The following is a 12,738-nucleotide window of genomic DNA, read 5'->3' as shown; positions in this document are numbered from 1 at the left end:
CACGTACTATCATAATGTGCCCAAGACGAAAAAATTGTTGAAACAGACCGCATTTTTCTTGTTTATTTGTAAACTCTACTCGAATTAGCGCAATTTCGCACGAACCATTTGATTTATCAATGCAAAAATCGAGTAATTTATTAAAAAGGGACTGTTTTATATCAACAAAAAAAGACCGGTAACTTGACCAGCCTCTTACTTTTTTATAAACGCCCTAAAGGTAGAGTACGTATTTTTCGAATCATTTTCCTTAAATTTTCTAGCAACCATCATAGCCACCATTTGAGGAATTAAATTCAATATTGTCACTATAAGTAATAATTGATACGGTGTTAATGGCTTGAAATAACTATACCACCGCTCGTTTCCTGCCATTTGGCCTACAAAATAGAAGGAGATGATTGTAGATAGTATATTTCCTACAATAAAAGTGATGATACTTTTATTTAATCGAGAGAAAAATGCTAGGATAGAAGAAAGAGCAATCATTAAGATATAGCCGAGCATTGAGCCGTTTGTAAAGTCTTGGCGCATGGAAAAATACACAAATGGTAAACAATATAGTAGAACTATTAATATATTAATAACGTTTTTCATCATAACTTCAACCTTTCTTTACTAACAGGATAATTCATCCAACTTCTTCCTATTGTACCATGAAAATACAAAAAATAGACCCGATACATGTTCGTCGAGTCTAACATTTTATATTATAAAATTTGCAAAGAAATAAAGCATGACGATACTTATAATAATCGTTATGTTTGCTGTTGTTGCTATTAATCTAGTAGCTTCCGTGCTGTATTTGAATTCTACTGCAAACGCAAGCGAAGATGTCGCAACCGGTAGCAAAAATCCAATCAATAACGTATAACGAAACATGTCATCATATGGGAGTAAGTAAAATAGTGAAAGTCCTACAAGTAAGCCTGTCCCATATTTGAAGGATAGAAATTTTATCAATGGCTTTATGAATTGTTTTTCGATTTTAAAATTCAAATAGATTCCTAGCAACAATAATGACAACGGCACATTAGCTGCTGATATGGTACTTGCCACATCAATAACCATTGTCGGTAGTTGGATGTTAATAAAGTTTAACGTACTAGCAATAATATACGTCATTAACGGTATTGAGGTGCCTAGTCGTTTTAAAATTTCGATTGGGTTTAAGCTTAATCCTTCTTTTGAAAAATAGCTACCTAAAATAAATGCTATTCCAAAAACCATTAACGATGTTCCGACATCAAACATACTAAAATACGTTAGACCATTTATTCCCCAAATGGCAAAAACAAGTGGGAAGGCAAATAGACCTACATTTAATCCGGAAGCCATCATCATAAATGATCCTTTTAATTCTCGCTCTTCATTTTTGAAAACGAGTAATCCTAGTGGCGTTATAATTAAACCGTATACTAGGACGATAACAGGTAGTAGCATTAACGTTGGTTCTATTTTTACTGAATTAAACGTAACGATAACTAAGGCAGGAAGTGTTATTCTAAAAATAATTTTTGCAATAACTTGTCCTTCTTTTTCTTCTATCACTTTTAAGCGCTTTAATACGTAACCGAGCGCGATGATTGCAATAATGTAAAAAAACTCCTGATTCATTACTACATAAGCTCCTCTATATCTTTATTGTAGAAAAGTATTTTGACACTCGTTCCATTGTAAGTTATGAAACGGCTTTCATGTCAACCTTTTTTCCAAATGACGGATGTTTGTCGAAAATTCCGCAATATATTTTTACAGTAAAATGTTGACAACCTTTTTATTTCCATGTATAGTGAATTCCATAAACTTAATATTTTCAATTTTCTCTTATCTAGAGAGGTGGAGGGACTGGCCCTATGATACCTCGGCAGCGGACTTTAAATAGTACTGTGCCAATTCCAGTAGCGTAATGCTAGAAGATAAGAAGAGCCGGCGGTTTAATATTGTTCTTTCACCCCTCTTCTTGTTTTTGAGAAGAGGGGTTTTTATTTTAGCTCTATTAAACCTCACTATTGATTAGAGAAACTATAAAACTTTTAAAGGGAGAGTTAACTTATGACAACAAAAACATTAATTAGTGCGCCATTTCGTGCAGATCACGTAGGTAGTTTATTACGTCCAGAGAGCATTCATAAAGCAAGAAAGGATTTTCAAGAAGGGACTATTACTTCCCAACAACTTCGTGAAATTGAAACAGAAGAAATAAAAAAGGTTGTAGATAAGCAAATCGAAGTTGGTCTTCAAGCTGTAACAGATGGAGAGTTTCGTCGTAGATTTTGGCATACTGATTTTCTAGAGCATTTGAACGGTGTAGAAGGCTATGTGCCAGACCATGGATTTAAATTTAAAGATGTGGAAACAGAAAGATACGATGTACGTGTCGTTGGAAAAATTTCTTTTAATCCAGATCATCCACATGTGAAAGATTTTATTGAGTTTAAAGAAATTGTTGGAGATCGTGCGGTTGCAAAACAAACAATACCGAGTCCAAATCAATTATTCAACGCTGGTATCCGTAACTTGGACATTTATCCGGACATTGAGGAGTATGCAAATGATATCATCCAAGCATACCGCGATGCAATTAAAGCCTTTTACGATGCAGGTTGTCGTTATTTACAATTAGATGATGTTTACATTGCTGGACTAAACGCACCAGAAATTCCATTTAATGATAGTGGCTATTCCCGCGAAGAATTAATTGCGTTAGCTTTGCGTGTAGCTAACGGCGTCTTAGAAGACAAACCAGAGGACCTTATTGTTACTACTCACCTATGTCGTGGTAACTACCGCTCTACTTGGGCATTTGAAGGTAGCTACGCAAAAATTGCACCAACATTATTCGCAAAAGAAAAAGTAAACGGCTTTTTCTTAGAATATGACGATGACCGTTCTGGAGATTTCCAACCTTTAGAGCACATTCCGAATGGCGGCCCTCAAGTTGTTTTAGGGGTATTCACTTCTAAACACGGTACATTAGAAGATAAAGAAAATATTAAAGCACGCGTGGAAGAAGCAACAAAATTTGTACCACTAGAGCAACTTTGCATTAGCCCACAATGTGGTTTTGCTTCTACTCATCACGGTAATATTTTAACAGAAGAAGAACAATGGGCTAAACTGAAGTACATTGTAGATATTTCAAAAGAAATCTGGGGTTAATTATTCCATTTGGAAAAGCTCTGACCGACTAGTAGTGGGTTAGAGCTTTTTATTTACGATAATCTTCTTTTAATAACCAAGGGATTTTCATTTCAAATTCCATTTGTATAGTTGGTGTCGGAAACTTATTTGGTACAAGTGAACAATCTTCCGTAAAGCTGAATAAAATGCCATCAATTGCGTCGATAACTTGTCCTTCTCCAATTGACCGTTCCAATATGTTGCCTACTATATGATAAAAGCCACCATAAAAATGTAAGCCATCCTCCTGTTGAAAATGTTGAAACACTTCGCCTTCTTTTTTAGGATCTATCCCTAATGATTGAAAAAGCCCCATTATATTCAAAGAGAAAGTATCACATGCAAGTAAATAATTAGCACAATAATGACAACTACAATCTTCTGTTATAAGATGGTATTTTTCATAAAAACTTTTCGTTTGAGCAATATCCACTTCTATTTTCCAACCATTAAACTCTAATTTAATCAAACTAAATCCAGCTCCTACTCTAACATTAGCTTAATAATTGAATAACAAATAGCGTACCAAAAATTCCAAACACAATAAGTACACTTAATTGCGGGTCGATACGTTTTTGAAGTGCTTTCACATGTACTTCTACTTTATCTTTTATAAAACCAAGCAGAAAAAGTCCACCTGCAAAAATTGAATATGTAATCCACTTATTACCTACTAACGGTTCAACAACTCCGAGAATTATATATGTAAAAATGAGAAAAACGATGAAATAAAGTAGCGTTGATAGTTTCATATTAAATACCTCTTTATACTCTCATTTTGATATCTCTTACTTGCCATATCATTGCTCCCCACCCTATATACATGAAAGAAAAACAGAGAAGTTTACCTCCTCTGTCCGCTAGAACTATATTCCAGACTGCTTAGAATAATTCCGCCTAATCATCCCGACTGACTTCATCAAGCCTAATTTTTCATAGTACGGTTGGAGCTCCTCATCACACATTAAGTCAATCATATAAATGTCGTCTAATTCTTTTAACATCCGTTGAACTAACTCCCTACCGATTCCTCGATTTTGATAAGCTGGTAGTACTTCAAGTAACGGTATATAAGCGGATAGTATTCCATCACTAATAGCTGTAATGAAACCTATTACTTTATTAGTTTCTTCATCAAGAGCTAGGACAACTTTATCACTATTTTTCAGTAAAGTTAAATGAGTTTGTTGGCTCGGCGGCTGAGGCCAACCTACAAAAAAGCCTTCAAGCATCTCAACTGTAATACTATCTATCGTTGTTTTAAATTCCATTATATAATCCCCTTATCTTTTATTTTGTTAATAATAAAAGATAAAAATCAATTGTAAAGTAACAAAAGAAACCCTCCAAACAGAAAAGACTATATAACTTATTCTATTAGTTTGGTAAAAACCCTTTCTTGTTACCTGGGATTTTTTACGTTACTAATCTCTTCTATTATATTAGTTAGTGAATGGCATTTCTGTCGTATATCCACTTTGAACGATGATTAATTCTTCAATATCCCTTATCATTTCATTTTCTAGTTCCAGTACAAAAGTTCTAGGGGTGGCATCTGCAGTACAGTTTCCCTTAGTGTCTGAAAATGGAACTGTGATTGCTTTTTTGGCTTTATCTATGGTGATTTCTTTTAATTTGTACGGACAGCTTCCTGATTCTTGTAACCCGATGAAAACAACACTTTTTTCCTGAAAGTCCGCATTAGGGGCATTTCCCAAAATATTAGTAGTTATATTCGAGAATTATCCCATCATCCCTCTTCTATTCGAGCTATAATTGAAAATAATTCATAAAAAATAAATTCTTGTAACTTTTTATTAACTTCAAACGAATAATACATGAATACATAAAAGGGGGAAGCGAGTTGATTGATTTAGATAACTTAGAAGATAGTATAAGTAGAATTTACGACCATTACTATTTAGATGTTTATCGGTTTCTAATATGTTTTTCAGGCAATCAAAGTGATGCAGAAGATATGACTCAAGAAGTTTTTATACGCGTTCTTCATAATCTAGGTTCGTTTAATAGTGACGGCAATCTAAAAACTTGGATAATTTCCATCGCAAAACATGTAGCTGTAGACAACTATCGAAAGAAACGTTTTTATGCAATATTCAAGGATTCTTTTTTCAATCAAGTCAAATCAACAGAAAAAGGGCCAAATGATATATATGAACAAAACGAAATGAGAAATGTATTGCACGAAGCTATTTCAAACTTAAAACCAAATTACCGTACAGTAGTGATTCTAAGAGGAATAAATGAATTTTCCATAAAAGAATCTGCACAAATATTGGGATGCAGTGAGTCTAAAGTAAAAGTAAATTACCATCGAGCTTTAAAAGACTTAAAGAAGAAACTGTTTTTTGAATTTGAGGAGGTCATACGTAATGCAAAATGACAATAATTTGTTTAAGTTAATGAATGAAGTATACCCTCAAAATCCGTCTGAAGAGTTTGTTGATAACACCCGGGAGAAACTTAAGCTAACCGCAAGAGGTTTAGACAGAAAAAGAAAATTGAAAAGAGTATCTATTATTTCTAGCACTTTTTTGTTTTTCACCGTAGCGGCTACTTGGATTTTTTTCTTTGGCGGTAGTACAGTAATCAGCAATACACTTCAATCTATCAGCAGCGACAAAACACTACCCTTAGTAGATGAAAACGAACAACCATCTGTATACATTTACCATACTCACAACTCAGAATCTTTTTCTCCGGAAATACAAGTAGATGACATTTCGTTAGCGTATCATGAAGAAATAAATATAACATTACTAGGTAAAAGATTAAGTGATGCTTTATTAGAAAGGAATATTAAATCCGTCCACGATACAACCGATGTAGCAGCTATTCTAAAGCAAAGAGGACTAACTTATAATGAAGCTTATACAATTTCTAGGGAAGCCCTTCAAAATACATTAAAGCAGAACAATAATATTGAAATGATTTTTGATTTACACAGAGATTCCCAAGATAGAAAAGTCACTACCGTTGAGATAGATGGAGTTAAATATGCAAGAGTTATGTTCACGCTTTCAAATGGCCATATTCATTATGAACAAAATTTAGAGTTTGCTGACATAATTCATCACTTACTCGAGGAAAAATACCCTGGTATTTCAAGGGGAACATTTATAATACGTGGTCCTAACCAGAATACCTACAATCAAGATTTAAAAGAAAATTCACTATTAATAGAGATCGGAGGCGTAGAAAATACATTAGAGGAATCGTATAGGACTGTTGATATTCTTGCCGATGTAATTAAAGAAGTACAGGAAATGACAAGCGAATAAATTATATTATAAAAAGCCACTTGCTATCACTGAAGTGGCATTTTTTATTCTATTTCTCAGTCGCATCTATTTTACACCTAGCTCTGTTCTAACTTTTTCGATACCTTCTTCGTCTACCATATAATATACAATTTCTTTAACAATAGAAAACTCCACTAACTCTCCCATCTCTATTGCATCAATTTTTAAATCTTTGCTTGTATCGATTGCAGGGAAAATTTGAGTAATGTTTTTATTTATTAAATCTTCCATTATAGCTACTAATAATTCATTATGCTGTTTTTCTCTATGTTCAAAAGTATGTCGGGCAGGATCATACCTAGCTAATAATTGACTCAAAACTTCTTCTCCACTTAACGTTTCGTTCGTAGTCGTTATAGAAATGCCGCCCAAACTATTTAATAGTTGTACAAATCTTTCTTCTGTTAGTTCATGATAAGAATCGATTTGCATTCCGAAAAATTTAGAAAAAGACTTCACTGCAGCACTTGACTCGACAATAGTAGTTTTAAGAGCCTTCCCTTTCATCCTTTCCTGACCAGTTTCATCTATAATCGGAACGTACAAATCCCGATGAATTGATAAAACTTTCAAGTTGTTTTCACTAGGAATATACGAAAATAACAATAATAAATCCGCTAAATCATGTTCCTCACGCCTAATTATTAATAATTCCGTTTTTGGGTTTTCATGCTCCCCTATTTGTGCAACATTATGTATTTCTTCATTATTATTGAAAATAGTTGACGAGGAAAAGAGAATAAATATTATCACTGCTACAACTCCTGTAATCGAAGTGACAAATAAAGCACTAAACGAGCTAAAGAGCTTTTTTATCTTGTTTTTGGATGTTTCGTTTTTTATTCTACGAAACACTTTTTCCCTATCAATAGCATCAAAGGTCACATCATCGAATTCAGGAAACAAATACTCTTTTTCTTTATTATCCAACGATCTCAGCCCTTTCTAATTTTTCTTTAAGTTTCGACTTCCCTCTTCCCAATCTTGTTTTGACTGTACTCATTGGTATGTTCATTAATTCCGATATTTCTTTTATCGTGAACTCCTCATAATAATACAAAAAGATAACTTCTCTATATTTAGTGGGAAGGTCAAAAACAGTATGTTTTACGTTATTCTTTTCCCAATTATGTAAAGCTTCGTCTTCCGATGATGCGTTACTTTTAATATTGAATTGATAAAGTTCCGAAACTTTTAATTTTCTATAGCTCCAACTTTTTAAATAATCTTTCGCTGTATTTATTGTTATCCGATACAACCATGTTTTGACACTAGACTCGTGTCTAAACTTTTCCCAATTTATGTAGCTTTTAATAAAGACATCTTGAACTAAATCTTTAGCAATCTCTTTATCTCTCACATAGGAATAAGCTAGTCTAGTTAACTGGTCACCATATGTAATCATCATTGTTTCCAATAAAGAATCCTTTTCACTATTATCCAACGTAATCCCCCCTTCTTTTTGTTTAAGTATTTGTTCGACGAATGTGACGTTAAAAATGTTTCAATTGTTTTTAAATGGGAAGTGTATGGCGGCACTTACACGACTTTTTGACGCAGTTGGAAAATTTATTGACGCACTTTCGCATTTTATTGAAAAGTCTAAAACTCCCTAATTTCTAAAATCCCCTAGTCGCATAAAGAACTCTTGAAGAAAGTTGTAGAATAGCTTTTCGGTTGGTAAGAGTACGCGATCTTTTGGGGTGATGACTCCGACTGTTCGTGTGACATTTGGTTCGACTAATGGAATTTTCACCGCTGAGCGGGGTAAACTATCGACTAGCGTTTCTTCTGGCATTAGGGTAACCCCGAGGCCAGCTGAGACTAACCCTTTTAGAGCATCGATGTCATCTCCTTCGAATGCGACTTTTGGTGTAAAGCCAAGGTTTTGACAGGCGTTGACGACGATATCACGAAATACGAAGCCTTCTGGTAAAAGGACGAACGGTTCTTCGGCTAGTTCCCATAATGTAATCGACTTCTTTTTAGCTAACGGATGATGAATCGGCAAAAGTGCAACAACGTTTTCTGTAAATAATATTTTCCGATTTATCTTTCTTTCTTCTTGTGGGACAGGGCCAAGTAATGCAAGGTTAAAATCACCTTTCACTACACCATCGATTAGTTCACGATATAACCCTTGTTTTAATTGAAATTTTGCTTCTGGGTATCGTTGGCGAAAAGCATAAATAACGGTTGGTAGTGTGTTGGCAGCGAGACTAACAGGGAACGCGATACGGATTGTACCTTTTTCCGGATCTAAATATTCTTCTACTTCCCTTTTCGCATCATCCATTACATTCATTGCATGTTTCATTCGTTCAAAAAATATTTTCCCTATCGGTGTTAATCGCACCCTTCTTCCTTCCCGAATAAACAAGTCAACTCCTAATTCATTTTCTAAGTTTACGATTTGTCTACTGACGGAAGATTGTGCGACATGTAAAGCGTCTGCTGCTTCTGTCATATGTTCTCTCACTGCTACTTCCATAAAGTACCGTATTTGTCTAAAGTCCACCTTTTCTCCCCCTAAATATCCACTTATGCAAAAAACGCATTAATATTATCGTTTCTTGATATTGATTCGATTATTTAAATAATTATAAAATATTTTATAATATCTGATAAATAATAACCTCATATTTATAAAAAAAATTACTTTTAACATAAAACATTAACTAAAAAAGGACTGATGCGTATGAAAACATTAGAAAAAGTTCAACATTCCCATACAGAAAATGCAATCAAGTATGTTCAAGAAGTGTATGAAACGGTAAAAGTACGAAACGCAAATGAAATTGAATTTCACCAAGCTGTAAAAGAGGTCTTCGATTCATTAGTGCCAGTCCTCGTGAAAAACCCTCAATATATGCGTCAAGCAATCCTCGAAAGAATCGTTGAGCCTGAAAGAGTCATCTCTTTCCGCGTACCATGGGTTGATGACAACGGAAATGTTAAAGTTAATCGCGGATTCCGTGTTCAATATAACAGTGCCATTGGACCTTATAAAGGTGGAATAAGATTTCACCCTTCTGTAAATGCAAGCATCATCAAGTTTTTAGGTTTTGAACAGATTTTTAAAAATTCATTAACTGGTCAGCCAATTGGTGGCGGTAAAGGCGGAGCTGATTTTGACCCGAAAGGCAAATCAGACGGAGAAATTATGCGATTTTGTCAAAGCTTCATGACAGAGCTTAGCAAGTATATCGGACCTGATATCGACGTACCAGCTGGCGATATAGGTGTTGGGGCAAAAGAAATTGGTTACTTATTTGGGCAGTATAAGAAAATGCGCGGTGGATTTGAAGCTGGAGTTTTAACTGGAAAAGGAATTGGTTATGGTGGAAGTTTAGCACGTAAAGAAGCTACAGGATATGGGACTGTTTATTTTGTAGAGGAAATGTTAAAAGATAGTAACCAACACTTCAAAGGAAGCACTGTCGTTGTATCAGGATCGGGAAATGTTTCGATTTATGCAATGGAAAAAGCGATCGAGCTAGGGGCAAAAGTAGTTGCATGTAGTGATTCAAATGGTTACATTTATGATCCGAACGGCATTAACTTAGATACTGTAAAACGTCTTAAAGAAGTAGAAAATAAACGAATTAGCGAGTATGTAAAAGATCACTCTAATGCAATTTACAGTGATCAATGCAGTGGCATCTGGTCGGTTCCATGTGATATCGCTCTTCCTTGTGCAACGCAAAACGAAATAGATGAAGAGTCTGCAAAACTGTTAGTATCTAATGGGGTAAAGGCGGTAGGTGAAGGGGCAAATATGCCATCTTCGTTAGAAGCAATTGAAGTTTTCTTGCAGAATGGTGTATTATTCGCTCCTGCAAAAGCGGCTAATGCTGGTGGTGTTTCTGTATCAGCATTAGAAATGGCACAAAATAGCATGAGACTTTCCTGGAGCTTTGAAGAAATCGATTGTAAGCTACAAGAAATTATGAAAAATATTTACCGCAATAGTAAAAAAGCAGCAGAAGAATATGGAGCACCTGGAAACTTAGTCGTTGGCGCAAACATTGCTGGTTTCGTAAAAGTTGCGGATGCGATGATTGCTCAAGGAATTATTTAAAATAAAAGTGCACCTTCGTATTTCCAAGGTGCACTTTTTGTTTCTTATTTTAACAATCCAACCATTTGAAGTCCGTGATAAATGCCGTCGTCTTCTACTGAATCTGTCACATGTTTTGCAACGGATTTTACTACTTCTTCTGCATTCCCCATTGCTACACTATTGTGAACTTCTGTTAACATTTCAATATCATTCAATCCGTCCCCAAAAGCATAAACGTTTTCCCTTGAAACGCCAAGCTTTTCGACAATTTTATCGATACCTTTCGCTTTCGAACCACCCTTTGGAAGAATATCAACCGAAACAGGATGCCATCTTACGAAATCAAAGTCATCATACTTCTCTTCATATTGCTTTTCCTCTCCTACTGGACAGAATAGAAGTGATTGGTACAATTCACGCTCTTTGTAATAGTGAGGGTCGTGTGTTGGGAACTGTTTTATTTTTAATGTATCAATACTTTCCTTTATAAATGGATGCTCTGGTACATTCGCTTTCATATCTTCATGATCCATATACACAATCGGATGCTCATTTTGTAACGCATCTTCTGTTAACTTAATAAGGGAGGTAATATTTAACGGATTCGAATATAATACTTCTCCATTTAACACAACGTATTGTCCGTTATAGCTAACGAACGTATTAATACCTAATTCTTCCCGTAAGTCTTCATACATGAAAGGTGCCCGGCCTGTCGCAATTGCAACGATATGTCCCGCTTCTTTTAGTTTCATAATCGATTCTTTCGTAGAGGCAGGTAGTTCTTTTTCATGATTTAATAACGTTCCATCTATATCAAAGAAGATAACGCTTTTGTTTGTCATGCTCTCTCCTACTTTCTATATGTATTTCGTGATCTAGTTAGCCAAAATAATGTAAGAATAGATCACTTCATTATTATTAGTCTTAGTGTAAGTTATGAAACGGCTTTCATGTCAACCTATATGTTTTATATTAGTATGGATAATGGAGCAAAGGAGAATTCAATTGGCATAAATCAATCGGGAGACGTAAAAGGAATCCCTCCGATAAAATCTCTTTCATAGCAGAATACATAAAAAGTCCTAATTATTATTTTTTTGAGCAACAATAAAAAACCATTTAGAGACATAGTTCTAAATGGTTCAAATTTGATATTTATTTTTTCATCTTATTTCCTCTCCACTACCTTCTCCCGGTTCAAAACATGCTTCACTGCTCCAACATATTCTGCGAGGGCTCGTTGACTTACTGCAGCTGCTGGATTTAGCGTTTCAAATCCGTGATAGGCGCCTGGGTACAGGTGAAATTCAACGTCGACTCCTGCTTGGCATAGTCGTTTAACGTAATCGAGTGTTTCATCACGAAATGGATCTAATTGCCCAACACATGTATACGTGTAAGGAAGATTTGTCAGGTCTGTTGCACGCGATGGAGCCGCATGAGCTGGGACGTCGTCTTTACCATTTTTCCCATTTAAATACATAGACCAACCTTTTTCGTTTAAATCATGATTCCAGATTAGATTGCCTGTAATCTCTAAACTGGACGGTGAATTGTTTTTATCATCAATCATCGGATATAGTGGCATTTGGAAGCAAAGTTCTGGGCCATTTCTATCGCGAGCAAGTAAAGCTAGCGCTGCGGTTAAGCCGCCTCCTGCACTTTGTCCGCCAACTCCAATTCTTGAAGCATCTACCCCTAGTTCATCCACCTTTTTAGCAAACCACTGTAGAGCTGCATAGCAATCCTCTAACGGTGCTGGATACGGATGTTCCGGTGCAAGACGATAATCAACGGAAACGACCACACAATTGGCCTCCTTAACAAATCGTTGACATAATAAATCATCACCCTCTGGGGCACCTAACACATATCCACCACCATGAATCCACAATAGTCCTGGAAGTTTCTCTGTTTTTTCTTTCGGCTCATAAATACGTACTCTTACGTATGGATTATCTTCAGGTCCAGGTACCATTCTATTTGAAACAACGACCTCTTCATCAACCGGTAGTTCTGTTAACTGCGCCGCATCCTCCATTGCCTTTCTCGTAGCTTGTACATCGTCTAAGTTTAACGGGGGAAAAATGTCAAGCATTGCACGTAACTCAGGATCAATTCTATTTTTCATTCAAAGCCCTCCTTTAATTATCCATTCGTTCCTAT

15 protein-coding genes and 1 riboswitch are annotated in these 12,738 nt (G+C 35.4%); of the genes, 4 read left to right on the top strand and 11 right to left on the bottom strand.

Translation table 11 applies throughout. The features are described from left to right. Positions 1-195: 195 nt before the first annotated feature. Both O1A01_RS08285 and O1A01_RS08280 read right to left on the bottom strand, forming a co-directional pair. Positions 196-600 carry a hypothetical protein gene (locus O1A01_RS08285; protein WP_270066014.1) on the bottom strand — a complete coding sequence of 135 codons (405 nt, stop codon included), beginning with the start codon at positions 598-600 and terminating at the stop codon, positions 196-198. A gap of 105 nt (positions 601-705) precedes the next feature. Further along, positions 706-1,617, bottom strand: a complete 912-nt coding sequence (locus tag O1A01_RS08280; RefSeq protein WP_270066013.1) for an AEC family transporter — start codon at positions 1,615-1,617, stop codon at positions 706-708. 207 nt (positions 1,618-1,824) lie between these two features. After that, a riboswitch (SAM riboswitch) is annotated at positions 1,825-1,926 on the top strand. Between the two features lie 129 nt (positions 1,927-2,055). On the opposite strand from O1A01_RS08280, the gene O1A01_RS08275 reads away from it, so the two are divergent. Further along, positions 2,056-3,162, top strand: coding sequence for a 5-methyltetrahydropteroyltriglutamate--homocysteine S-methyltransferase (locus tag O1A01_RS08275; RefSeq protein WP_066410840.1), 1,107 nt, complete (start codon positions 2,056-2,058; stop codon positions 3,160-3,162). A gap of 49 nt (positions 3,163-3,211) precedes the next feature. Here O1A01_RS08275 and O1A01_RS08270 read toward each other — a convergent pair whose 3' ends face one another. From O1A01_RS08270 to O1A01_RS08255, 4 genes are all read right to left on the bottom strand, one after another. Then, on the bottom strand, positions 3,212-3,652 hold the full coding sequence (locus tag O1A01_RS08270) for a hypothetical protein (RefSeq protein ID WP_270066012.1): 441 nt from the start codon (positions 3,650-3,652) through the stop codon (positions 3,212-3,214). Positions 3,653-3,677: 25 nt separating this feature from the next. Next, the gene (locus O1A01_RS08265; RefSeq protein WP_270066011.1) at positions 3,678-3,935 is read right to left on the bottom strand and encodes a hypothetical protein; all 258 of its coding nucleotides are present in this window, start codon (positions 3,933-3,935) and stop codon (positions 3,678-3,680) included. A 114-nt stretch (positions 3,936-4,049) separates the two neighbouring features. Further along, a complete protein-coding gene (locus O1A01_RS08260; protein WP_270066010.1) occupies positions 4,050-4,454 on the bottom strand; it encodes a GNAT family N-acetyltransferase in 405 nt (134 codons plus the stop codon). Positions 4,455-4,625: 171 nt separating this feature from the next. Continuing rightward, complete coding sequence (locus O1A01_RS08255) at positions 4,626-4,901, bottom strand: hypothetical protein (protein ID WP_270066009.1); 276 nt, start codon at positions 4,899-4,901, stop codon at positions 4,626-4,628. A 146-nt stretch (positions 4,902-5,047) separates the two neighbouring features. On the opposite strand from O1A01_RS08255, the gene O1A01_RS08250 reads away from it, so the two are divergent. Together O1A01_RS08250 and O1A01_RS08245 are read left to right on the top strand one after the other, a co-directional pair. Then, positions 5,048-5,587: an RNA polymerase sigma factor gene (locus O1A01_RS08250; protein ID WP_270066008.1), complete on the top strand. Its 540-nt coding sequence runs from the start codon at positions 5,048-5,050 to the stop codon at positions 5,585-5,587. Then, complete coding sequence (locus O1A01_RS08245) at positions 5,577-6,485, top strand: stage II sporulation protein P (protein ID WP_270066007.1); 909 nt, start codon at positions 5,577-5,579, stop codon at positions 6,483-6,485. The genes O1A01_RS08250 and O1A01_RS08245 overlap by 11 nt, the downstream gene beginning before the upstream one ends. Before the next feature lie 66 nt (positions 6,486-6,551). Here the strand turns inward: O1A01_RS08245 and O1A01_RS08240 are convergent, their stop codons facing one another. From O1A01_RS08240 to O1A01_RS08230, 3 genes are all read right to left on the bottom strand, one after another. Further along, on the bottom strand, positions 6,552-7,436 hold the full coding sequence (locus O1A01_RS08240) for an LCP family glycopolymer transferase (protein WP_270066006.1): 885 nt from the start codon (positions 7,434-7,436) through the stop codon (positions 6,552-6,554). Further along, on the bottom strand, positions 7,429-7,950 hold the full coding sequence (locus tag O1A01_RS08235; RefSeq protein WP_270066005.1) for a sigma-70 family RNA polymerase sigma factor: 522 nt from the start codon (positions 7,948-7,950) through the stop codon (positions 7,429-7,431). The genes O1A01_RS08240 and O1A01_RS08235 overlap by 8 nt, the downstream gene beginning before the upstream one ends. 168 nt (positions 7,951-8,118) lie before the next feature. Beyond that, positions 8,119-9,024, bottom strand: coding sequence for a glutamate biosynthesis transcriptional regulator GltC (locus O1A01_RS08230; RefSeq protein ID WP_270066004.1), 906 nt, complete (start codon positions 9,022-9,024; stop codon positions 8,119-8,121). A 180-nt stretch (positions 9,025-9,204) separates the two neighbouring features. Between O1A01_RS08230 and gdhA the strand changes: the two genes are divergently transcribed. Next, positions 9,205-10,587, top strand: a complete 1,383-nt coding sequence (gdhA, locus tag O1A01_RS08225; protein ID WP_270066003.1) for an NADP-specific glutamate dehydrogenase — start codon at positions 9,205-9,207, stop codon at positions 10,585-10,587. 44 nt (positions 10,588-10,631) lie between these two features. On the opposite strand, the gene O1A01_RS08220 is transcribed toward gdhA, so the two are convergent. Together O1A01_RS08220 and O1A01_RS08215 are read right to left on the bottom strand one after the other, a co-directional pair. Then, positions 10,632-11,414 (bottom strand): Cof-type HAD-IIB family hydrolase, encoded by a 783-nt coding sequence (locus O1A01_RS08220; protein WP_270066002.1) that lies wholly within the window; start codon positions 11,412-11,414, stop codon positions 10,632-10,634. Positions 11,415-11,740: 326 nt separating this feature from the next. After that, the gene (locus O1A01_RS08215; RefSeq protein WP_066418769.1) at positions 11,741-12,703 is read right to left on the bottom strand and encodes an alpha/beta hydrolase; all 963 of its coding nucleotides are present in this window, start codon (positions 12,701-12,703) and stop codon (positions 11,741-11,743) included. Positions 12,704-12,738: the final 35 nt, after the last annotated feature.

It is taken from the genome of Sutcliffiella sp. NC1 (assembly GCF_027594365.1).
GTDB classification, from domain to species: Bacteria; Bacillota; Bacilli; order Bacillales; family Bacillaceae_I; genus Sutcliffiella; species Sutcliffiella cohnii.
Note: the sequence above shows the minus strand (reverse complement) of the source record. Positions and strands in the feature narration are given on the sequence as shown.